The organism is Methanothrix sp., from assembly GCF_016706325.1.
Lineage (GTDB): Archaea > Halobacteriota > Methanosarcinia > Methanotrichales > Methanotrichaceae > Methanothrix.
Map to the genome: position 1 here is coordinate 1,065,584 of NZ_JADJJX010000001.1, position 21,273 is coordinate 1,086,856.

The 21,273-nt window shown below is 51.1% G+C and carries 28 protein-coding genes; 17 read left to right on the forward strand and 11 right to left on the reverse strand.

Features of this window, described 5'->3' with window-relative positions; translation table 11 throughout:
• Positions 1–67 precede the first annotated feature (67 nt).
• A complete protein-coding gene (locus tag IPI63_RS05555) occupies positions 68–565 on the forward strand; it encodes a rubrerythrin family protein (protein ID WP_292477167.1) in 498 nt (165 codons plus the stop codon).
• Positions 566–604: 39 nt separating this feature from the next.
• Entirely contained in the window at positions 605–1,723 is a 1,119-nt protein-coding gene (locus IPI63_RS05560) for a DUF6612 family protein (RefSeq protein ID WP_292477169.1), read from the forward strand.
• A 64-nt stretch (positions 1,724–1,787) separates the two neighbouring features.
• Here IPI63_RS05560 and ribC read toward each other — a convergent pair whose 3' ends face one another.
• The 3 genes from ribC to IPI63_RS05575 all read right to left on the reverse strand — a co-directional run bounded on the left by ribC (position 1,788) and on the right by IPI63_RS05575 (position 4,463).
• Complete coding sequence (gene ribC / locus IPI63_RS05565; RefSeq protein ID WP_214065670.1) at positions 1,788–2,276, reverse strand: riboflavin synthase; 489 nt, start codon at positions 2,274–2,276, stop codon at positions 1,788–1,790.
• Between the two features lie 80 nt (positions 2,277–2,356).
• On the reverse strand, positions 2,357–3,601 hold the full coding sequence (locus IPI63_RS05570; RefSeq protein WP_292477171.1) for an ABC transporter substrate-binding protein: 1,245 nt from the start codon (positions 3,599–3,601) through the stop codon (positions 2,357–2,359).
• 181 nt (positions 3,602–3,782) lie between these two features.
• Entirely contained in the window at positions 3,783–4,463 is a 681-nt protein-coding gene (locus tag IPI63_RS05575) for a hypothetical protein (protein WP_292477173.1), read from the reverse strand.
• 686 nt (positions 4,464–5,149) lie between these two features.
• Between IPI63_RS05575 and IPI63_RS05580 the strand changes: the two genes are divergently transcribed.
• Together IPI63_RS05580 and IPI63_RS12895 are read left to right on the forward strand one after the other, a co-directional pair.
• Positions 5,150–5,488, forward strand: a complete 339-nt coding sequence (locus IPI63_RS05580) for a hypothetical protein (protein ID WP_292477176.1) — start codon at positions 5,150–5,152, stop codon at positions 5,486–5,488.
• Between the two features lie 26 nt (positions 5,489–5,514).
• Complete coding sequence (locus tag IPI63_RS12895) at positions 5,515–5,793, forward strand: transposase (RefSeq protein WP_366850876.1); 279 nt, start codon at positions 5,515–5,517, stop codon at positions 5,791–5,793.
• Positions 5,794–6,079: 286 nt separating this feature from the next.
• Here the strand turns inward: IPI63_RS12895 and IPI63_RS05585 are convergent, their stop codons facing one another.
• The 4 genes from IPI63_RS05585 to istA form a co-directional block, all read right to left on the reverse strand.
• Positions 6,080–6,229, reverse strand: a complete 150-nt coding sequence (locus IPI63_RS05585; RefSeq protein ID WP_292477178.1) for a hypothetical protein — start codon at positions 6,227–6,229, stop codon at positions 6,080–6,082.
• A gap of 164 nt (positions 6,230–6,393) precedes the next feature.
• The gene (gene istB / locus IPI63_RS05590; RefSeq protein WP_292477179.1) at positions 6,394–6,891 is read right to left on the reverse strand and encodes an IS21-like element helper ATPase IstB; all 498 of its coding nucleotides are present in this window, start codon (positions 6,889–6,891) and stop codon (positions 6,394–6,396) included.
• Positions 6,891–7,100 (reverse strand): hypothetical protein, encoded by a 210-nt coding sequence (locus tag IPI63_RS05595; RefSeq protein WP_292477182.1) that lies wholly within the window; start codon positions 7,098–7,100, stop codon positions 6,891–6,893. The genes istB and IPI63_RS05595 overlap by 1 nt, the downstream gene beginning before the upstream one ends.
• Positions 7,101–7,179: 79 nt before the next feature.
• The gene (gene istA, locus IPI63_RS05600; RefSeq protein WP_292477184.1) at positions 7,180–8,457 is read right to left on the reverse strand and encodes an IS21 family transposase; all 1,278 of its coding nucleotides are present in this window, start codon (positions 8,455–8,457) and stop codon (positions 7,180–7,182) included.
• Positions 8,458–8,532: 75 nt separating this feature from the next.
• Between istA and IPI63_RS05605 the strand changes: the two genes are divergently transcribed.
• Positions 8,533–8,667: a hypothetical protein gene (locus tag IPI63_RS05605; RefSeq protein WP_292477186.1), complete on the forward strand. Its 135-nt coding sequence runs from the start codon at positions 8,533–8,535 to the stop codon at positions 8,665–8,667.
• A 9-nt stretch (positions 8,668–8,676) separates the two neighbouring features.
• On the opposite strand, the gene IPI63_RS12900 is transcribed toward IPI63_RS05605, so the two are convergent.
• Together IPI63_RS12900 and IPI63_RS05610 are read right to left on the reverse strand one after the other, a co-directional pair.
• Positions 8,677–8,829: a transposase gene (locus tag IPI63_RS12900; RefSeq protein WP_366850878.1), complete on the reverse strand. Its 153-nt coding sequence runs from the start codon at positions 8,827–8,829 to the stop codon at positions 8,677–8,679.
• Positions 8,830–9,029: 200 nt separating this feature from the next.
• Positions 9,030–10,478 carry a P-loop ATPase, Sll1717 family gene (locus IPI63_RS05610; RefSeq protein WP_292477189.1) on the reverse strand — a complete coding sequence of 483 codons (1,449 nt, stop codon included), beginning with the start codon at positions 10,476–10,478 and terminating at the stop codon, positions 9,030–9,032.
• A gap of 185 nt (positions 10,479–10,663) precedes the next feature.
• Here IPI63_RS05610 and IPI63_RS05615 point away from each other — a divergent pair, with 185 nt between their 5' ends.
• The 12 genes from IPI63_RS05615 (at position 10,664) to IPI63_RS05670 (ending at position 20,064) form a co-directional block, all read left to right on the forward strand.
• Positions 10,664–11,755 (forward strand): IS1634 family transposase, encoded by a 1,092-nt coding sequence (locus IPI63_RS05615; protein WP_292477190.1) that lies wholly within the window; start codon positions 10,664–10,666, stop codon positions 11,753–11,755.
• Positions 11,721–12,236, forward strand: coding sequence for an IS1634 family transposase (locus tag IPI63_RS05620; RefSeq protein WP_292477192.1), 516 nt, complete (start codon positions 11,721–11,723; stop codon positions 12,234–12,236). Before IPI63_RS05615 ends, IPI63_RS05620 begins: the two co-directional genes overlap by 35 nt.
• 844 nt (positions 12,237–13,080) lie before the next feature.
• Positions 13,081–13,821, forward strand: coding sequence for a nitrilase-related carbon-nitrogen hydrolase (locus tag IPI63_RS05625; RefSeq protein ID WP_214066213.1), 741 nt, complete (start codon positions 13,081–13,083; stop codon positions 13,819–13,821).
• 130 nt (positions 13,822–13,951) lie between these two features.
• A complete protein-coding gene (locus IPI63_RS05630; protein ID WP_292477194.1) occupies positions 13,952–15,028 on the forward strand; it encodes a DNA primase small subunit PriS in 1,077 nt (358 codons plus the stop codon).
• Between the two features lie 70 nt (positions 15,029–15,098).
• Entirely contained in the window at positions 15,099–15,674 is a 576-nt protein-coding gene (locus IPI63_RS05635) for a hypothetical protein (protein WP_292477196.1), read from the forward strand.
• Positions 15,675–15,680: 6 nt separating this feature from the next.
• On the forward strand, positions 15,681–15,962 hold the full coding sequence (locus IPI63_RS05640; protein ID WP_214066214.1) for a 50S ribosomal protein L44e: 282 nt from the start codon (positions 15,681–15,683) through the stop codon (positions 15,960–15,962).
• Between the two features lie 2 nt (positions 15,963–15,964).
• The gene (locus IPI63_RS05645) at positions 15,965–16,132 is read left to right on the forward strand and encodes a 30S ribosomal protein S27e (RefSeq protein ID WP_214066215.1); all 168 of its coding nucleotides are present in this window, start codon (positions 15,965–15,967) and stop codon (positions 16,130–16,132) included.
• A 6-nt stretch (positions 16,133–16,138) separates the two neighbouring features.
• Positions 16,139–16,912: a translation initiation factor IF-2 subunit alpha gene (locus IPI63_RS05650; RefSeq protein WP_214066216.1), complete on the forward strand. Its 774-nt coding sequence runs from the start codon at positions 16,139–16,141 to the stop codon at positions 16,910–16,912.
• A complete protein-coding gene (locus IPI63_RS05655; protein WP_214066217.1) occupies positions 16,909–17,070 on the forward strand; it encodes an RNA-protein complex protein Nop10 in 162 nt (53 codons plus the stop codon). The genes IPI63_RS05650 and IPI63_RS05655 overlap by 4 nt, the downstream gene beginning before the upstream one ends.
• Positions 17,067–17,837, forward strand: coding sequence for a proteasome assembly chaperone family protein (locus tag IPI63_RS05660; protein WP_214066218.1), 771 nt, complete (start codon positions 17,067–17,069; stop codon positions 17,835–17,837). Before IPI63_RS05655 ends, IPI63_RS05660 begins: the two co-directional genes overlap by 4 nt.
• On the forward strand, positions 17,812–19,146 hold the full coding sequence (locus tag IPI63_RS05665; RefSeq protein WP_292477200.1) for a TldD/PmbA family protein: 1,335 nt from the start codon (positions 17,812–17,814) through the stop codon (positions 19,144–19,146). Before IPI63_RS05660 ends, IPI63_RS05665 begins: the two co-directional genes overlap by 26 nt.
• Before the next feature lie 63 nt (positions 19,147–19,209).
• Complete coding sequence (locus IPI63_RS05670; protein ID WP_214066220.1) at positions 19,210–20,064, forward strand: ribose-phosphate diphosphokinase; 855 nt, start codon at positions 19,210–19,212, stop codon at positions 20,062–20,064.
• An 85-nt stretch (positions 20,065–20,149) separates the two neighbouring features.
• Here IPI63_RS05670 and IPI63_RS05675 read toward each other — a convergent pair whose 3' ends face one another.
• Positions 20,150–20,488: an AzlD domain-containing protein gene (locus IPI63_RS05675; protein WP_214066221.1), complete on the reverse strand. Its 339-nt coding sequence runs from the start codon at positions 20,486–20,488 to the stop codon at positions 20,150–20,152.
• Positions 20,481–21,263 carry an AzlC family ABC transporter permease gene (locus IPI63_RS05680; RefSeq protein WP_214079999.1) on the reverse strand — a complete coding sequence of 261 codons (783 nt, stop codon included), beginning with the start codon at positions 21,261–21,263 and terminating at the stop codon, positions 20,481–20,483. The genes IPI63_RS05675 and IPI63_RS05680 overlap by 8 nt, the downstream gene beginning before the upstream one ends.
• Between the last annotated feature and the right edge of the window lie 10 nt (positions 21,264–21,273).

Genomic DNA, 21,273 nt, shown 5'->3' on the forward strand with positions numbered 1-21,273 from the left:
AAAACAACTGAAAAGAACTGCAGGTATCGAACCAGTATTGAGCCATCATGAACAGGAGCAAAAGGATATGAGCCGAACAGAGGATTTCTTATGGGAGGCGTTTGCCGGCGAGTCCCAGGCGAACAGGAAGTACAGCGCATTTGCTGCTCAGGCGGACAAAGAGGGCCATCCCCAGGCCGCCAGGCTTTTCCGGGCAGCAGCAGAGGCAGAAGCAGTGCACGCGGCCAACCATCTGCGCGCCCTGAAGGGCATAAAGGGCACCAAGGAGAACCTGCGCGAGGCGATCGCCGGAGAGACGCATGAGTTCAAGTATATGTATCCGGAGATGATTGCTGCGGCAAAGGAGGAGGAGGCAAGTGATGCTGAGAGGTCATTTAACTATGCCAATGCAGTGGAAGAGCATCATGCCCGGCTTTATCATAACATGCTCGATGGGCTGGACTCCCAAAGGGAGCTGTTCCCCTATTATGTCTGCCCGGTGTGTGGCATGACTGTGGAGCGCGAGGCTCCTGATAAGTGCCCGGTCTGCGGGGTCAAGGGAAGCATGTTCAAGAGGGTCGAGTAGAGCAAAAAAGATTTACCCTGTTCCATCCATCTCCTTCCCATGAGACACCTCATGATAATGGCGGTGGCCCTGCTGCTCATATGCACCTGTGCCTCTTGCCAGACAGCTGATCGCTCCCGTGATGATGCCATATCATCCGCTCTGAAGGAGATGGTGATCGCATCATCTGACGATCTGAAATCCTACACATTTTTTATGAAGATGGAGCTGGATATGGCGCTTGAGAACCTCTCCTCCGGCCAGTCCCAGCGGCTTCAGACCCGTTCCATCGGCTTTGGCCTGGTAAATATGACCGATGAGGCCCTGAAGCTGGTCATGGCCTCTTTGACCCTTGCCCCTGGCGATGAGGGCAACTCCTCAGCAGTGGCCCTGGAGGAGTATCTGCAGAACGAGACCATTTATATCAAGATGAACGGCGACTGGACTGCTCTGACCTTATCCGGATTGGGCGGCGCCTGGTCCCGGCAGAATCCCCTGGAACAGCAGGCCGATATGCTCAATCTCTCCCGGCTCACTCTGATCGGCTCGGAGATGGTGGAGGGCGAGGAGTGCTATAAGGTGAGAGCAGAGGTGGACATCGCCTCTTATGCTGATCTCCTTTCCCGGGAGGCGGCCGCATATGTGCCCTTCCTCCCTATGAACATCCCCGACCTCTTCCACAATGCGAGCCTGGAGGTCCACTACTGGATATCCAAAGAGAGCCATCTCATAAAAAGGGCGGATATATCAGAGATCCTCTATATGACCGCTCCATCTATGGAACAGCTGGCGGCGGGGGAGGAGAACACAGCGATCAGCATAACCTCCACCACCTCCATGCTCTTCGATGGCTTCAATGAGAGCATAAATATCGCTCTGCCGGCCGAGGCCAGTGCCGCTCAGCTCTTGCAGATCCCCTCTTATCCCCAGAGCGAGGCGGTCGCCCTCAGCTCTGTGGATGAGATGGGACTGAATGAGACAGCAGTCACTGAGCCTCTTGCGGCGATGGCTGATGCCCTCCCTCAAGATAATGCAGGCGCCGTTCTGGGCAGCCAATCTCAGGAGAATTCCTCCCGCTTCAAGGCCAGCAATACAACGATCAGTGGGATGCCGATAAACAACACCTACGCAAAGACCAGGCTTCCCCTGCCCGATCCGCGCCCCGGAATCATCCATTAGCCGGGAGGGCTTGAAGTCTCTTCCTTCCCTTTTTGCCGCCCTCTCTGGGCCTTTCCCCCGCCCCTCAATGGCCCAGATATCCGCCTGCACCGCCCTCAAGGGGGCCGGCGTCCTCATAGCCCTGCCGCTGTCCAGTCCCTGCCAGCCGGGTGAGCATCCCGGGATTGAAAAGCAGGTGGAGGGCATTTATGGCATGCTCTGCTGTGCGTCTTTCCGCCAGCCAGGCCAAAGTCCTCTCATCCTGCGCCTCGTCCTCGTGCACGAAGACCTCCAGGATGTGCTTGTTGGTCATGAGCTGGGCCATGATCAGGCCGCTGGAGGCCTCATGGGCGCACATCTTATCCTTCTCCGCTGAGCCGGGCATGCCGAGGGCGATGACGATATCGCAACCCTGCTCATCCAGCAGCCTCTTGGCCGCCACAGGGAGATCTTTGATCCCGGGGACGGTGTAGCGGACGATCTGGACTGAGGCCTCCCTCTTGATGGTGCTCATAGCCGCCCGGGCCATATCCACCCGGGCGAAGGTGGTGTCGGCAATGCCGATGCGTTTCATAGTGGAGCAGTTGGAGGGATTGGCTTTTAGGCTTATCGGCCTTCACAAAAAAAGTGATGAAATCGGAACGGGCGGCCATCTCATTCTGGATAGGTGAAGGCACCCTTCTCCGTCGGATTGTAGTCCAGATTCATCAGATCGCTGAGGAACTCTCTATGCACCTGGACTGGATCGAGATCCCGGAACTGCTCCGGGTAGAGCCACTTAGCCACGGTCGCTGCTCCCACCACCAGCTGGGGGCCGATGGAGAAGTCTCCAGAGATGATGTGCACCCGCCCATTCCTCACTGCAGATATGTTTGCGAAGCCGCCAAAGCTCATGATCTCATCGTAATAGGCCTTCATCGCCTCGCTGTCGTCTGACTTGTATCCGCCCTTGTATGAGAGGCCCACTATGACCTCGGGATCCTTATCGATGACAAACTCCGCCTCCAGGTCTTTATTGCCCTCCATAAAACCCCGGGCGATATTGATGCCCCCGGCATTGTCCACCAGATCGGTATAGCCGGTCTCGCTGGCATAGGCCCAGCGGGCAGTGGGACCGGTATCGGCGCTCCTCTCCCTCTCCATGAGGACCCTCACCCGATCTTTATCCTCTATTAATGATGCCCGTTCCTCGATCTCCCCCACATAGCGGTCATACCAGTCCAGGTATTTCTGGCTCGATTCGGGCTCGTCCAGGAGGAAGCCTAAAACTGCCATCTCCTCCCTCAGGCTGGCGGACCGGGATAGATCGAATCTGAGCACTTCTATCCCCTCAGGCAGCTTATCATCCAGTGCATCGGGGGATGGTATATTGGTGAAGGTGATCAGCAGATCGGGCTTCAGCGAGACGATCCTCTCTATATCCGGCTCCCTGGTGCTGCCCACAGCGGGAAGCTGGCTCATCCTGGGAAAGAGATCTGCTCTCTCCACTACAGTGCTGTCCACCCCCACTGCCCTCTCCTCACCGCTCAGGACGGCCAGGGCAATGGCATGGCGCATATTGAGGGGCAGGATCCTCTTTGAGGGCAGCTTCAGAGTCCGGTTCAGCTGATTGCCATCGATCAGGCTGATCTTCTCTGCCCTGCCTCCCATAAGATCCTGCACCTGCTTGATATCTGACTGATCCACTATGCCGTCGAGGTTGGCATCGGAGAGCATAGTGGCCTCTGCCGATCCGGCGATGATCTGCTGGATGAGATCTATATCCTCCTGGTCTATCCTATCGTCCATATTGGCATTGCCGAAGATATTCAATGTGAAATCAGAGCCAATTGCTATGCTGGCTGTGCATGCCGCCAGGGCGATCAACAATGCTGATGATATCCGAATTGATCTGTTCATGACACCCCTCCTGGGATTGACAATGATACCAAATATTTATTTTTTATTACCTTATAAGAAGACAACCAGGAATTTATAACTATCTCCCTGAATTGGCCGCCATCTGGATGGTGATGTGATGATGCCACTGACCAGAGCTGGTGGATTGGAGGGAGGATGGATCAAGATCCTCCGGCCTGATCTAGATCCTGAAATTCTCTTCCTTTGCTATCAGCTCTAACTCCCTTCTGCAGGCGAGCAGCTCATCCGGGCGCCCATCTATCAGCAGCCGGACAGCACCCTCTGCTCCCCCCACCCCTCCCGCAGCCAGGATCTCAGCTTCGGCACCTGAGAGCAGCCTTATGGCCTCGATCTCGGTGAAGACCTCTCCTGGCAGGAGCAGAATCCGCGGGCCGCTCCTGCCCTGGGCATTGGCCCGCGCCGCCAGATCGATCAGATCTCCGGGTATGCGCTTTTCCAGCCCCACGGGGAGGATCAAGCCCACCCTGCGGCCTGCAGCCGCCTGCAGGGCAGCAATCGCCGTGCCTCCCTGGGGGTGGCCGATCAAAACCCCAGCCTGATGGCGAACCGGGTCAAGAGCATTGGCCCCCTTGAGAATGAGATCCCCCTCCTCCAGGCTGGTGGCGACATCGAATATAGTGGCGCCCTTCTGCCAGACCCCTCTCTCTATAACCACGTCTCCAAAAAAATGGCTCTCATCGGCCAGGCGGCCCTCAGCAGTGGTCATTCCTGGCGGGAGGGTGATCCCCCGGAAGAACTGCCTCTTAGAGAAGCCCTCCTCCTGGCCCAATGCCCTCAATATCTCCTCTGCCAGGTAGCCGTTGGTGGTGCCGGCGATGATCACCATGGTATGGGAGTGCATAGCCTCTTGAACAGCGGGGTGGATGGCTAGGGCTCTTGCTATCAGTCTTTTTCCTGCCGCCGGGTGAGTACGAACTGATACATATCTATGGCAGAGGCATCTTGATTGATATAAATCCGCTGAGGAGAGGTGATGATCAAGGAGGATAAGCGATGCCGATCGCTCCTCCCCTTCCCGGGATTGAAGGGGGATTTTTCTCTGCTGTCGACCGATAGAATTAATAAGGATAATTGCTTCGCTACTGGTTTGTGGCCGGGGGCGGCTTTTCCTTACATTCTCTTCCTTTACCTTTTGCCGCTCCCGGCCCTCTCCTCGTAGCATCCAACGGCACTGTCTCAAATGCTAGTGTTATAATTCAAATACCCCTCTCCTAAAATCTATTTTATCTTAGGGCTTCATTCGAGCTGAATTCAAATTTAACTTACAAATTTAGAATATTTTTTTGATTAAACTCAAGGAGATGTTCAAAATACGAATTCAAGTAGCTATGAAAACTTTTAAGTAATTTGGACACCTAATATCAGGTTGCACAACCAAAGGAGGTTGGATATTATGTTGTCTCCTTAATTCCTGATATCAGGCATCCAAAATGGATTATAGTCGTCAAATTACTTGAGATTATCGCTTCTCCAAGAGCTAATAAAATCGCGGGCAGATTAAAAATATATGACAAAGATAAATTTTTATTGTCAATCAAAGTCTTAATCCTATCGGATCTATTTGAAAGAGATATTTCAAGGCTTGTTTCCGAAATAAATGAAAATATTGCCTTAAAGAGGCTTTTAGGGATTAATTCAAAGGTAAAAGCAAATGAAATATACAAGATGCAGTCAAATCTCGATTATGAATTGATTTTCACGTTTTTTAAAAGATTATTTCAGCCTAGAAAGAGATTGAGGGATAAAAAGGTAGAAACAGTAATTATTGACACTAGTTCTATCGCTATCGACCTTAATTTGTGGAGAAACCGACATAGAATTGGTAAGGGAGATAAAAATATAAATATTCATATGGTCCATCTATAGGATATTATGTCGGATTTAAGTTGATTTTGGCAATAAATCAGGATAATGAGCTCCTGGGGTTTGAAATTTTCAAAAACTCGCCCAATGACTCTAAAATGCTTATTCCTTTCCTCGATAAGCTATATCGCTCTAAAATTATCAAATTGGAAGATATAATCATCTGTGATAAGGGTTTTACGTCAAAAAACAATTATCAGACTATCATCAATAGATTTAACATCGTTCCGATCATATATCCCAGGAAAAACACAAATTTAGAGAAGATAATTCATAACCTAAATCCACCTTTGGATTTGTTTTTGTAAAAAATATAATTTGGCCATTTGGAAACGAACTGTAGTTGCTTTCAAAAAACTAATCTATGAATGGGAGAGTTTCAAGATAATAAGGTCGAATATTGAAGATTTCTTTAATATCGCTAAGAATTTTCTAGGAATGAACCGAAACCATCAATATACGAAGGTTAGCATCGAAAAGAGGGTTGCTCGAATAATTTTCTTGACCCAAACGTTGATTTGTTTGTTGGATGATCTAAATATTGATAAAAGGGCCATACCATATTGGTGATCTTGGGAGAGGGGTAAATTCAAATTAACATATCAATACGCCCGATTCGTTATCAACAACAATTCCTCCGGCCATTTTATCCATTTTGTATTTCCACTTAAATATAATAAGCATTTCATTCATACTTTCAATATATTGGCTTATCCTCGCGATCAACTCCTCTTTAGAGGACACACGAATTCCTCTCAGCATGCTTCGAGTCATTTTGCTGAATAAGCTCTCGATTATATTTAGCCAAGAAGTGTATCCGCCGGTCCAAATTTGACCCCCCGCGCCGATCCGATTTTGACCCCCTTAGACGACTAACCTAACTCATAGAGTATAAAGTTCACGTCTCGCTACTTTCTGCGGAAACTCTCTCCGTTCATGTTCAGTATCAGCGCGTGGTGGGTAATCCTATCCAGAATTGCTGCGGTTAGAGTCCTGTCATGGAATACCTTCACCCAATCTGAAAATCCCAGGTTCGAGGTAATGATAGTACTCATAGTCTCATATCGTGCTGCAAGCAACTGAAATAGCAATTCAGCAGCAGCGAGATCAAATGTTACGTACCCAAGCTCATCAATTATGAGGAGATCAACCTTTTTAAACTGTTTGATATAAATTGAGAGCCTGTTATCTTTTCTCGCTTCGATCATCTCATTGACCAATGCCGCTGCGGAGCGAAATACAACTCGATAGTTCTCCTCGCATGCTTTGATCCCTACCGCAATAGCCATATGAGTCTTGCCGGTTCCTGAATTTCCGATGAGAATAACATTCCTCCTTTCTTTAAGAAACGCAAGCGCTTTTAGTTCAGGAATAGCCTCTCGCCCATCTTGTGGCAAATCATCCATCAATAGATCCTCGAACCTCTTTTTGTCGGAAAGCCGGCTTGCCGAAGCGCTCTCATCTGGCGGTTCAGATGTCTCTTGTCGAGTTCGGACTGCAATGCTGAAGTCAGAAACTGCAGCATATCCTCATTATCAGGCTGATAGTCCAGGACGTAGTTGTAGACTCCGCTCAGTCGCAACTGTTTACATAGATCTGCAAGATTCGGTTCCACAGTCTATCCCTCCATAAACTGATCGAATATGGTGAGATCCGGCTCCAGGACCTCGAAACCACCCTCGATGTCAAAGGGCTCAACCATCAGAGCATTGGTTTGATGAAGCAAAAAACCGAATGCTATCGCTGGTCGGATGGATGTTCTGTTCTTTTAGGATCGCAAGAGCGGTTGAAAATTTTTCAGGGGAGGTCTCTTTTATCAGGTCAAGAATAGGCAGAAATTTTTTTGGATCATTCGCATAATAGCGATTGAAAGCATCCCGAATCAGTTCATCTGCCTGAGCTAAAACTCTGGAATTTGGGAGCGCACCCGGTTTGCGATGAAAAGTCTTGATGTAATGAGCGATATCAAGCGAATACTTCTGATTCCCAGCCAATCGACGATGAACTGCAATGATATCGTTTCCATCAAGGAACTCGATCCTATCCACCAACATCTTCAGTGTAATATATCGAGGACGGTATGTATCCGGAATTGAGTAGAAGTTCCCGTCAAATTTTACCAATGAATACCGCGAAATAGTTGCACGTTTCAGTTCGCAGTTTTCAAATTCGAGTGTTGGCAATGGATGCATCAAGGCTCGCTCTTGATCAAGGCCCTGGACCGGCACATCGGATCGACGATAGACAGGATGGCCGTTTATCTCGCCAAGGCGCATTTTTAGCCATTCAGCAGCCTCATTTATGGATGCAAATGAACTCCTTTCGCTGAAAGTGGCACGCCGGACATAGCCTACACTTTCTTCGTCTGTCCCTTTCTCGTTAGGTGAAGCTGGATTGCAGACACAGGGCTGAAAACCGAAATGCATAGAGAATTCCAGAAATTTATCATTGAACTGCTGCTTTCGAGAATCGTATACAGCAGCCATTCTGTCATAGAATATCGCCTCGGGAACTGAGCCGATCTCGCGGAAGAATTCGATGTGGGCCTGGATCACTTCCAGACGGGTTGATCTGTTATAGAGGCGAGCAAATCGATAGAGCGAGAAGGGCAAGACGAAGACCGCAAGGTAGAATTTCTGCCATACTCCGGCGATATTGAGTGTGACTTCGCCCCAATCGAATTCTGCACGCTGACCAATGCGCGGCTCCTGCAAGATAAACACCTCTCGGGGTGCATTAGTGCGTTTCCAGCGGACAACTTCGTCCTTGACCGTGGTATAACCTATTTTATGACCATCCTGGACGAGAAGCTCCCAGATTCTTTTGCCGTGAGTCGTTGTTTTTGGGGCATCCCATGTTTGACTCAAGATATTGATGTATCTTCTGACGGACAAGATCAGTGAGAACGCGAGAGGGTTGAACGATCTTTCGGTTTTTGGGAATGATCTCCTCCGCCAATCCTTCTTGCACATCTTTGACCTGATGAAGATACTTTTTCACAGTGTTCCGGGATATGTTCAGTTCGCGGGCTACTTTTTGTAGGACTTATGGAGTTCGTACAGGTCTACGATTCTACGTACATCTGCCATCGTTTTCACCTTACCGCCCACCTCTCAGAGTACTTGGAGAGGGAAGGCTTTCCTTTTTGGGGGGGGGTCAAAAACGAACTGGCGTTTCCTTAAATAGGGGGGTCAAAATTGAGTCGGCGAATACAAAGAAGCGTGTTTAGGTGTAAAAACAAAATGGAATCGCTGCGGAACTGCTTTAAGGAATTTCAGAGTTTTTTTGGAAGTATGTACGCGGACATTGTCAATAATAATTACTATTTTTATATGTTTAGGAATATGTGTTTAGCTCATCATAATCGATATCATTGAGCCCATTCAGCAGCATCCTGCGCAACCAATTCTCAATAGCAGATTTCGGGCAAGACTAGCTTATTACTATCGTTTTCCGTCTGGGATAGGTTATTTTCCTCATGCTCATCATGAGATGAAACCTCCATCAATCGAACTATTCAGTGGAGCTAAACACATACCAATTTTTATAGTATATTGAGAGCCTTGCAGAGGCCCAAATGAATCGTGATAGTTTTATTTGGATCAAAACTTGCATAGGGATTTCGATACTTCATCGTGTATCTGTCTTCTCCAAAGTTATTCCTCCTTACATTTCCTATTGCGCTGGAATCAAAAAGGACATTTAGTATTCTCGTTAATTCTAAAGAATTAAAACGCTCATCTGTATTTTTCTTTATTTCTAAATCAGTGAGATTAAACCTGATTTCATTCATCGATCCCAAGAGCTTTATTGAATTATCGATTTCTTCCGGGGTTAGATAACCGGATAATTCATCTGTAATCTCTTCTATGAGGTAATTGAGTGAGTAGGTCCTTAGTCCATTCCAGACTTCACCCACAGTAGGAATGGCTCCTTTTGTATGTTCTTGAATGTTTTTCAACAAATGTATAAAATCCCTTGGACGATAGCGAGTATTATCGAGAAGTGTTTTTACAGTAGGATCTCCGGATCTTATTTCGCTAGGCAGGAATTCTTGGAAAATATCCACTTCCCTTTTTAGGGATGTTTTCGCCCGCAGATTCACTAATTTTACCAAATTAACCGAGGTTACATCTCTCACATCTTGATACCAATCCAATGTTTTTGAGTAATCCTGCTTGATTTTATTTTTGTTGGGACCAGGTAATTTATCAAATAAGTCAGTTCTACATAGGATAATGACTTTAGAATTTACATTATTTTTTAAAAATTTCCTATTCATTCTCTCGGCAGCTTGAATTAGTGCGATTAACGATTCATATTGTCTATCTTTTTTCGTCAAGACATCATCTAAGCCATCAACTATTATCATATGCTTGCATTTGGCCTTTACAGTGTAGCACAATTCCCGCAAATTTTGGAAAATGACATCTATTCCATAATCAGCTTTTGCCTTTTCAGACATATGAGCGATATTAATGACACTAGCTATATTTATTCTAAATTCTTTCTTAGATACCGTCTTAACCATATCAGCCAAAGATTGGCCTGGGGTTAAACCAAGATCCTGAAGACCTTTTACAATATTTTTATAGATATTGGTATCAAAATATTCTGTATCTTTGTTCCTGGAAAAGCTTTCCAAAAAAGAAATTAAAAGCAGGAACTCCCAATAATTAGGATAACGTGTCTGTGGAGCTTCATTTATAGGTAATAATTTAGAAAATTGTGCATAAGGAAAATCTTCTAGATAATATAACTTTACAATAAGACTTTTATCACTTTCAGATATTAGTTCTAGTTTTGATGCAATAGCAGTTTTTCCAGAGCCTTTTGGACCTAGAATAAGAAAGGTGTTGCTACTCAGAAGGCTTTCAATGTATCCATTTGCATCTAGAAATCCTTCTATTAATAAATTGGGATTATGAGTTTTTTCAGTTTCTGCTGCGGCCATGCCAAACGTAATATTCTTGAATTCATTTCCATTATCCATTTAATCCCTGCTACATCTAGCAGATAAGTTAAAAAAGTATATCAACCTTTCTACGTACGAAAATTCATGTAGAATCCTAAAACCTATATTCCGCACTTTAGACTCATGATTTCCGAATTTCGGCTTTTAAATATCAGTAACATTTTTAAATAAATAGCTGATATGCCCTTTTGAAGGGATGTAGCATGGATGTAGATGTCCAGTCATATAATATAGGTCATCTTGGTATCGTAGCTGGCACTTTTGATTATTTGAAAATCGCAGAAGTAATAGATAGAGCACTACCAAAACAAGGTTCAAGGAATCTTCCTCATTCGATAACAACTAAAGCCATGGTCCTTAACGGTTTAGGGTTCACTCATCAGCGGCTATACCTGTTTCCCAATTTCTTCATGACCATACCAACCGAAAAGCTTCTCGGCGAAGGCGTCACTCCATCAGATCTCAATGATGATGTAGTCGGCAGGACGCTCGATGCGATTTATGAATACGGCCCGACCGAGCTGTTCAATGAGATTACTCTGCAGGTCATGAAAAATTTCTCATTAGGAACTAAGCTGATCCACGTTGATACAACGAACTTCAGCGTTCAGGGCAAATACGAAAATGATGCCCCTGACGGCACGGATTCGATGAGAATCACCTTTGGTCATGCCAAAGACGGCAGAAAGGATCTTAAACGGTTTGTTCTCGGTTTGGTAACAGACCAGTTTGGATTGCCACTTTATACCGAAGCGTTTTCTGGTAATGAATCGGACAAGAAAAGCATAATCAAAATGATCCAAAAAACGCAAAAGGCAATCAACTTTGATGACGAAAGCTACTGGATCGCCGATAGTGCTATGTATACCGAGGATAATATCAAGCTTCTGGGAACGGAGAAGAAATGGATCACTCGTGCCCCGGCGACTTTAGAAGAGGTAGATAAACTTCTCAATGCTGAACCGAATTTCACTCCTGGCATCGATTCTAGATATGCCTTTTACGCTGCCGACCTAAATTATGGCGGCATTCCGCAACGTGCCGTTGTTGTTTGGTCTGATGAAAAACAAAAGAGGGATGAACAGACCTTCGACAGGAAGATCCAGAAGGAGACCACTCAGGCCGAAAAAGAGCTTAAAAAACTCACGAGCAAGAAGTTCGCCTGCATTCCTGATGCCGAAAACGATGCTAAGATCTGGGCATCTGCGCATCCTCATCACATTCTCAAAAATCTAGATATACTTCAAGTGGCAGAAAAAGTTGAAAAAAAAGCGTGGTCGACCAAAGAAGGATGAGCTCATAAAGGTCAGCTTTAAAATCGAAGCCCAGATTGGTCTAAATGAGGATGCACTAAACAATAAACGCAAGAAGCTCGGTCGATTCGTATTAGTCAGCAACGATACCGATCTTAATCCTGAGGTCATGCTCAATTATTATAAAGGGCAGCAGACTGTAGAACGTGGGTTTCGTTTCCTGAAGGACAAAAGCTTCCATGTCTCTGAGGTTTACCTGAAGAAGGAGGAAAGGATAGAAGCGCTATGCATGATTATGGTTCTCAGTCTACTTATTTACTCCTTTGCCGAATGGCAGCTAAGGGAGAAGCTCAAGGAAACGGGACAAACAATACCTAATCAATTAAATAAACCAACTCAGCGGCCGACTATGAGATGGGTTTTCGAGATTTTTATGGGAGTAATCCAGTCTGTTGTTACTTCAGCCCACATTCCGCACTTTAACTTCCTAAATAGAGTATTTCTTCAGCTAACGATTCTTTAAATATAATCATAAATAACTATATTTATCTACATTAATAATTTGTTCGCTTGCCATACCGCTCCAATCGAGAGAACATTCTGCTGTCTTGTCCCCTAGAGAGAAAATCGACTTAAATCAACATACTGCGAAAAAATCTAACGAGAAAATCATATTTTATTAAAAATATTTTCATTCAATTGGACAAATCGATAGCTGTAAAAATGCTAAACCCTTAACCTAAAGTGCGGAATGTGGGATTGATTATTGCTGAATGAAAAAGCGCCTTTTGGGGTAGAAGTGAAACGGCGGCGACGCACCCCGCTGTAAGCAGACGGGGCATCCGAGGCGTCGCCGCATAAAGATAATACTACTCGGATCTGATTCAATCCCTAAGTTAGATACGGATGCCCTTTATCCCCGATGCAAGAATCGGGGTATTGCGATAAAATAAATATTTGATTGCTTTATATAATATAGTGTCCAAACATTCAGAACTACAAAACGATGGCTTTCGACCAATAAGGTTAATTAGCGGCAATATCTTCGCTACTGGTTTGTGGCCGGGGGCGGCTTTTCCTTACAATCTCTTCCTTTACCTTTTGCCGCTCTCGGCCCTCTCCTCGTAGCATCCAACCATCTGATCGGCTGGATGGACTGATCTTATGGCAATTATGAGATGATCAATTTGTCGGATGGGGCCTTGCAGGGGGCCTCGCAGGAGGGAGAAGGTGCAGCCCGTCCCTGCCATCCGGCACAGAAAGAGGCCCTTCATTCATGATCTGGCATCTGCGGCTCTTGCCAGTTTTGAGCCTCTGGAGGCAGCCCATCTTCATCTTAATATATGCGGACTGGCCTTCTTTTTAGTATGCGTGCTGCCCTCCTTCAGCAGACCGTCCTGCCCTGTCGGAAATCCGAGAACCTCTCTCATGCCCTCTTACTGGCCCGCACCGCCCTGGCAGAGGGTGCGAAGATCCTGGTCTATCCTGAACTCTTCCTGACTGGATTCTGCTATGAGCCCGTCGCACATCAGGGGGTGAGAGGGACGGATGCATTCGAAGAGCTTGATCCCTTCCGCGACCTGGTCAGAGATCACGACTGCCTGATCATCGGCTCAGTCCGCCGCGGCCGGTCAAACCTGGGCTTCTGCCTGGACCGCTCCGGCCTGTATCTGCGGGCCAAGATCCATCCCTTCGGGGAGGAGAAGAGGCACTTCGATGGGGGGGATACAATATCTCCCATATCCACCCCCTGGGGCCTGGTGGGGCTGGAGATCTGCTACGATCTGCGTTTTCCTGAGGTGGCCCGTTCCCTGGCCCTTCAAGGTGCCGATCTCCTGGTGACAGTGGCCCAGTTTCCCCGGCAGAGGGAGGAGCAGTGGCGGGCATTATGCATCGCCAGGGCAGTAGAGAACCAGATCCCTCACCTGGCCTGCAACTGGGCAGATGGTGGGGGCTCCATGATCATCACCGCCCGGGGCCTGGTGGTGGCGGGGGCGGAGGGCGGAGAAGAGATCATAATGGGCGAGATCGATCCCGGAGAGAGGGACGAGGTGCGAGGAGAGATCCCCTGCTTCGCCGACCGCCGCCCCCAGGTATACCTGAGGTGATGGCATAAACCCCCTGACCACCGACCTGCTGATCTCGAAGTTCCGGGAGTATTATATCCAGGCCACCCTGGAGCCTCCCCCCGAACTGCAGTCCAGGGAATGGGGCTTTCTCTTCTTCGATGACTCGGGCATGCGACGGCACAAATCCTTCTTCAGCCGGGGGGAGCTGGTGGACTATGTGCGCTCCATGGTCCCCCGCCATGTCTATCACTCTGCCGCCTACTACCAGCGGCCAGGCGCGCCCACAATGAACGAGAAGCTCTGGCAGGGGGCGGATCTGATATTCGATCTGGATGCCGATCACCTCCGCTCTGCCCCCGAAAGCTATGCCGGGATGCTGGCGCAGGTCAAAAAGGAGACCGAAAAGCTCCTCACCTTCCTGCTATCCGATTTCGGCTTTGCTGAGAGCAGGATCAGCCTGGCCTTCTCCGGCGGCCGGGGCTATCACATCCATGTCCGTGACCAGCGGATATTCAGCTTCGGAGGAGAGGAGCGGCGGGAGATAGTGGACTACCTCTCCGGCCGGGGCCTGTCCATGGACCGGTTCATCCATGAGGCCCCAGTGGAGGGATGGGGGGGAGCAGGAGGAAGGCGCCTGAGAGCCCCGGCACAGGACTCGCCGGGCTGGGGGGGGAGGATCAACCGTTCCATCCTCTCCTTTGTGGAGGGTCTGCGCATCCTGGATGAGCCCGGAGCAGTGGCCGTCCTCTCCCGGGTCAAGGGCATCGGCCCCAAGAAGGCCAGCAGCTTCTACCGCAGCCTGCAGGGAGAGGGGGTGATAGAGGAGATCCGCCGGGGGAACCTTGATCTCTTTCGGGGCAGCGCAGGCATCTGGAAGCTTCTTCTGAAGAATTGCCTGGAGGACGAGGGGGTGGCAGTGGGGTTTAACCTGGACCGGGAACGGGGAGAGACCGACGAGCCTGTGACTGCTGATGTGCGCCGGCTGATTCGCTGCCCGGGGAGTCTGCACGGCGGCTCGGGCCTGAGGGCAACGCCCCTATCGATCAACGATCTGGAGGAGTTCGATCCCCTGCAGGATGCTGTGGTCTTCGGGGACGAGCCGGTGGCCCTGGAGATCTTAAAGCCCTTCAGCACCCAGATGAAGGGGAACAGCTACAGCCTGAGGGAGGGGCCGGAGGAGCTGCCGCTATACCTGGCGGTATTCCTCATGGGCAGGGGGGTGGCAGAGGCCAGGATGAGGCTTTAGATAGAGGGGCGAAAAGGCTATTATACCATCCAGGCATCTATGATAAGTCCGTATAAAAATTGCTGATGAGGTGGATGTTTTGGATCTGGCCAATGTGCTCCGGGAAGAGCGCAAGTCTGCAGAGCTTCAGCCACTGGATGAGGATTTCTATCAGCAGGTCGGCATCTATCTGACCGGCATGAGCCAGGAACTCTCCAGAGTGGAAGACCCCTTCAGCGTGGAGGCTCAAATCCTCCAGGATACCCTCAAGAGCGAGAGGGGCAGCCTGAACAAGCTCATAGACCAGAGAATAAAGAAGATCGTCCGCCGGGCGCTCCGCAACGCCAGATCTGCCTCTCGAGAGGTGGTATTCGCAGGAATGACAGCAGAGGAGACTGAGATCTACCGGCAGGTGCTCTCCACCATTGCTCTTGGCCGGGAGTCCATCCTCTTTCATATGACTCCCACCGAAAGGCCTTTAACGGGCAAAAAAGATATAACGCGGGAATACGAAGTCGTGCGGTTGCTGGATGATGTTCCCATGTTTGCGGGAGTCGACGGGAAGAACTACCTTCTCGCCAGGGACGATGTCGCCGTCATCCCTGCCGTCCATGCCAGAAATCTGCGCAACAAAAATTTAGCTTCAGAAGTGAAGATCCAGAGATGATAAGAAGTGAAGATGCCAAAGAAGCTTAATGCTTACTGTCCGTTCTGCAAGAAGCACACCGCACAGACGGTGGAGAGGGTAAGAAAAGGCCGGGCTTCCACCTTGACCCGCATTACCAGGCAGAAGCTCAGAGCTAATGGAATAGGAAATCAGGGCAAATTCTCCAAGGTTCCAGGAGGAGATAAGCCCACGAAGAGGCTGAACCTGAGATACCGCTGTAGCAGCTGCAAGAAGGCCCACAACCGACCCGGATTCAGGGCGGGCAAGTTCGATCTGGTGGAGAGCTGAACATGCCCAGCAAATTCGTGAAGGTTAAGTGCAACGACTGCGAGAATGAGCAGGTGATCTTCGCCCATGCCGCGACTGTGGTAAAATGTCTGGTCTGCGGGCGCACTCTGGCTGAGCCCACTGGAGGCAAGGCCTTGATCAAGACCACTGTAATAGAAGTGCTCGAGTGATTTGTGATGCAACGTGAGGGCTGGCCAGAGCCTGGATCTCTAGTGGTCTGCACTGTCACTCAGGTGGTGGACTTCGGTGCTTTCGTCTCCATAGACGAGTTCGCAGGCAAGCAGGGCCTGATTCATATCTCCGAGGTAGCCAGCGGATGGATCAAGTATATCCGCGACCATGTGCGAGAAGGGCAGAAGATAGTCTGCAAGGTACTGAATGTGGATACCTCCCGGCATCATATCGATCTCTCCCTCAAGGATGTGAATGAGCATCAGAGGCGGGAGAAGATCCAGGAGTGGAAGGCCGATCAGAAGGCCTGGAAATGGCTGGAGATGGCCTATAAAGAGCAGCCTGGAGATGCCAAGAGGGTGGCTGATGCCCTGGTGGCCTTATACGATAGCCTCTACCTGGCCATGGAAGAGACAGCTATCAGCGGCCCTGAGGCCCTGAAAGATGCCGATCTGAGTGAGGAGGATGTCAAGATCCTGGAGAGCCTCTCTCGAGATAACGTCAAGATTCCCTCAGTTGAGATCAGCGGCTATGTGGATATCACCTCTCCTGCTCCGGATGGAGTGGAGGTGATCCGCAAGGCTCTCAAGCAGGTGAAGAGGATCAAGGACAAGGATGCAGCGCTCTTTGTATCCTATGTCGGAGCACCACGTTATCGCATTCATGTCACTGCTCCCGACTATAAATATGCGGAGTCTGTTCTCAAAAAGTCAGCTCAGGCTATAGTGAACTATATAGAACAACACGGCGGAGAGGGCGCTTTCTACAGAGAGGCATGAGATCGAAGATCCTGCGGTGTGAGTCCTGTGCTCAATACACCTTAAAGGAGATCTGTCCCCTCTGCAGGGGCCGGGCCATTATAAGCAAGCCGGCGAGGTTCTCTCCTGACGATCCATATGGCAAGTACAGGAGAGCCCTGGCCTCGGAGGCAGAATGAAAGAGACCCTGGTTTTTCGCATAAAAGATATTGAACTTGTCGATCCGATTATGGTGGAAGGGCTGCCTGGTGTAGGCCACGTGGGAAAGCTGGTGGCCGATCATATGGTAGAAGAGCTGAACGCTGAGAAGGTCATAGAGATCTATTCCCCCCATTTTCCTCCCCAGGTGATGGTGAAGGAGGACGGGACCATCAAACAGGTCAAGAACGAGATCTATGCGCGACGGGGAGAGGATGGCGGGCCCGATCTTCTGATCGTCATCGGCGACTACCAGAGTGCCACCAATGAGGGGCATTATGAGCTGGCCAGCATATACCTGGATATCGCCGAGAGCTATAAGGTTAAGCGGATCTATGCCCTGGGTGGCTATGGGACAGGCCAGTTCGTGGATAAGTCCTCAGTGATGGGCGCGGCCACCAGCCTGGAGCTGGTGGAGGAGATGAAAAGAGAGGGGGTCTTATTCCAGGAGAACGAGCCGGGTGGTGGCATCATAGGAGTCTCCGGGCTGTTGCTGGGCCTGGGAGCCTTGAGGGGGCTGGAGGTGGTCTGCCTGATGGGTGTTACCAGCGGCTATCTGGTCGACCCCAAAGCGGCCTCGGAGGTGCTGCGTGTTCTCTCCAGCATCCTGGGCATAGAGGTGGGGATGCATGCCCTGGAGGAGAGGGCGAAGGAGATGGAGAAGATCATAGGCAAGCTCCAGGAGATGGAGCGGGCCCAATCTCCCTTCGATTCAGGTGGGGATGAGGATCTCAGATACATCGGATAGCCTGGTCGAATTCGCCCGCAGGCTGCTCAACCTGGCCCTTAAGCAGGGGGCGGAGGAGGCTGAGGTCTATGGAATGGTGGGGCGCTCTGTGGATGTCGACCTCAGGCGGGAGTATGTGGAGATGGCAAGCGAGAGCTACCACTCTGGCCTGGGATTGCGCGCCGTGGTCGGCGGCGCAGTCGGATTCTCCAGCAGCAGCGACATGAGCCAGTTGGAGTTCGTGGCCAAGAGTGCAGTGCGCTCGGCCAGGGCGCGGGGAAGGGATGACTCCTGGATCTCCCTGCCCCGTCCGGAGAGGGTGACTGAGCCAGAGGGGATCTATGACCGCCGGCTCGATCAGATCACTCCCGAGGAGTGCATCGATATTGCCGCTGGCCTGCTGGCCGGCTGCCAGGAGGTCCGGGGGGCGGAGCCGGTCTCCGGCGGAGTGGCCTGCGTCTCGGGCACGGGATTTGTGCTCAACTCCCAGGGTATAGAGCTGATGGAGACATCGACGCTGATGCAGGCCTCAATGGAGGCCATAGCCCGGGGAGAAGATGTGGCCACCGGAAGTGAGTTTTTCAATTCCCGCCGCCTGGAGCTGTCGATGGAGCCCGTGGGCCGGGCAGCAGGGGAATTGGCCCGGTCATCTCTGGGAGGAGTTCGGGGGGAGAGCGGAAGCTTTGATGTGCTGCTCAGGCCCCTGGCAGCGGCGGAGCTCTTGGAGGGCACTCTCTTAACCTCTTTGGAGGCGGATAACGTTCAGAAGGGGCGCTCTTCTCTTCGGGGCAGGGTGGGGGAGATGATAGCATCAGAGGACTTCATGCTCATAGATGATGGCCTTCTTCCCGCGGGGATAGACTCCTCCGCCTTCGATGGAGAGGGGGTGCCCTCTCAGAGGACAGTCCTGGTGGATGGGGGGGCGCTGAAGGGATTTCTCTATGACAGCTATGCCGCCGGGAAGGACGGCACCCATTCCACAGGAAACTCCGTCCGCTCCGGTTACTCCGATCTTCCCCGGGTGGGATCGAGAAACCTGATCGTCAGCTCTCCCTCTGCCCATGAGCTCCAGGCAGAGAGGGGAGGCTATCTCGTCCATGGACTCATCGGCGCTCATACTGCCAATCCCATATCGGGCGACTTCTCAGTCGAGGCGCGCAATGCCTTCCGCCTCGCCCCGGGAGGGGAGGCGCAGCCGGTTCGCTCTCTCATGCTCGCCGGGAATATATTCGAAATCCTGCAGACGGTCGAGGTGGGCATTGACCGCCGATCTGTGGGCCCCATTGTCACCCCCTCATTGAAGGTCAGAATGAGGGTGGTAGGGAGCTGAGGGGAATAAAAGGGGAGAAGAGAGGAGAAGAATAAAGGAGAGGGGCAAAGGAGGGGATAAAGGATGATCATTGGAGGTCCGAGCTCCCAGCTTCTGGCGGGCAGGGTGGCAGCGGTTTTAGGGGAGGAGCTGGCGTTATGCGAGTACAGGACATTTCCCGATGGGGAGTCGTATACCCAGGTGGTGGCTTCACTGGAGGAGAGGGTGATCATAATCCAGTCCACCCCCACCGATCAGGATCTGGTCTATCTGCTGCAGCTACTGGATATCTGCCAGGAGAGCAGCATCGACCTGGTCATACCCTACTTCGGCTATGCCCGCCAGGATAAGATCTTCAAGCCCGGCGAGCCCATGACCGCCAGGGCAGTGGCCACGGCTCTCAATCCCTTCCTGAGGAGGGGAAAAGTCCATCTGGTCAACATCCATGCCCCCTCCATCCTCTCCCATTTCTCCTGTCCAGCAGACAATCTGGATGCTACGCCGCTTTTGGCGGATAAGGTGGCCTCCTTGGGCCTGAAGGATCTGGTGGTCATATCCCCGGATAAGGGAGCAGTGGCCATGGCCCGGACGGCGGCCTCTGCCCTGGGGGCGGACTGCGACTACCTGCAGAAGACCCGCCTTTCCGGCACTGAGGTCAGCATGGCCCCCAAAGAGATCGATCTCCGGAACAGAGATGTGGTGATATTCGATGATATGATCGCCACGGGAGGGACCATGGCCACAGCCATAGAGATGCTGCGGGCACAGGGCGCAGCCCGGGTCTACCTGGCAGCAGTGCATCCCGTCCTCACCGGCTCAGCAGTCCTCAAGCTCTATCGCTCCGGGGTAGAGGGCATCCTGGCCACTGACACCCTGGACAGAGGAGTGAGCACCGTCTCTGTGGCACCGATAATTGCGAAGGCGCTGCTGAAGGGCTGAACCTCAATCTCTTCGCTTAACAACGGTGTTCCAGGACCGCCCATAAGAGAGCAGAGGGCCGGATTTTAGATGGTTTGGCTAATGGCTAAGAGCCCCAGTGATAGCTCGTTCTCAGCCAGAAGAGGGCCATTCCCATGATAACCGTCCCCCCCAGGGATCTGGTCTTGAGGGCAAAGAGGAGGGTGGGTATGGCCACAAGCGACTTGCTCTGGAGCAGCTCCACATGGCGGGGCTCGCCGACCACAAACAGATCGGAGAATATAAGGGCGCTCAGGATGGCCACTGGGACCAGGTCCAGCCATTCAATGAACCATTCGGGCAGCCTCCGCCGGGCCAGCCAGAGCAATGGGAACCAGCGGGGGATGTAGGTGACCAGCCCCATGCCCAGTATAAGGAGCAGGTACTGGTATCCAGCCTCAGCCATCAATCCCTCTCCTGCGGCGATCATATCTCTTGAGGGCGAATCCCAGGCTTGCCCCCAGCAGCGATGCAATGATGATGAATGAGTGGCCTGGATGGACGAGGGAGAGGGCCGCGGCCACCAGGCCGGTGATCAGGGCGGTGAAGGCATATATCCGCCCTTTGAGCTGAAATACAATCAGGCTGAGGAACATGGCGCTCAGAGCATAATCGATGCCAAAGCTCCCTGCGGCTATGAACTGGCCGCAGTAGCCTCCCAGGATGGTGCTGCCGATCCAGGCCAGGTTGGCAGTGTGATTGACCGCCAGCGCCCGGTAGGGATGCCAGCCGGCCTCCTTGAACCTGGCTATATTGACGGCAAAGCTCTCATCAGTGATTCCATAGGCATAAAGGGAGAGGAAGCTTCTGCTCAATCCCTGCAGGTGGACGGCAAGGGCAGAGCTCATCAGGATATGCCTGGAGTTGACGATGAAGGTGGTGAGGATGATGGATAGGGGTGAGGCTCCCAGGCCGAGCATCGCCACGGCGATGAACTGGGAGCTTCCGGCGAAGACCACAGCAGACATGAGGGCAATATCCAGAAGGCTGAGCCCCTCCTTTTGGGCCAGCACCCCAAAGGCCAGCCCCAGGGGGAGGTAGCCGATGCATATGGGCCAGGCAGCCTCAAGGCCCGCCCGAATCGATGCCCGCAGAGGCTCTTCTCCCTCTGCCAGTCGGGCCCGGGCGGGATCCGGCATTCCCTCTGCTGCAATAGCCGGAGTCGGTGGGCGGGCTTTCATAGGACACTCA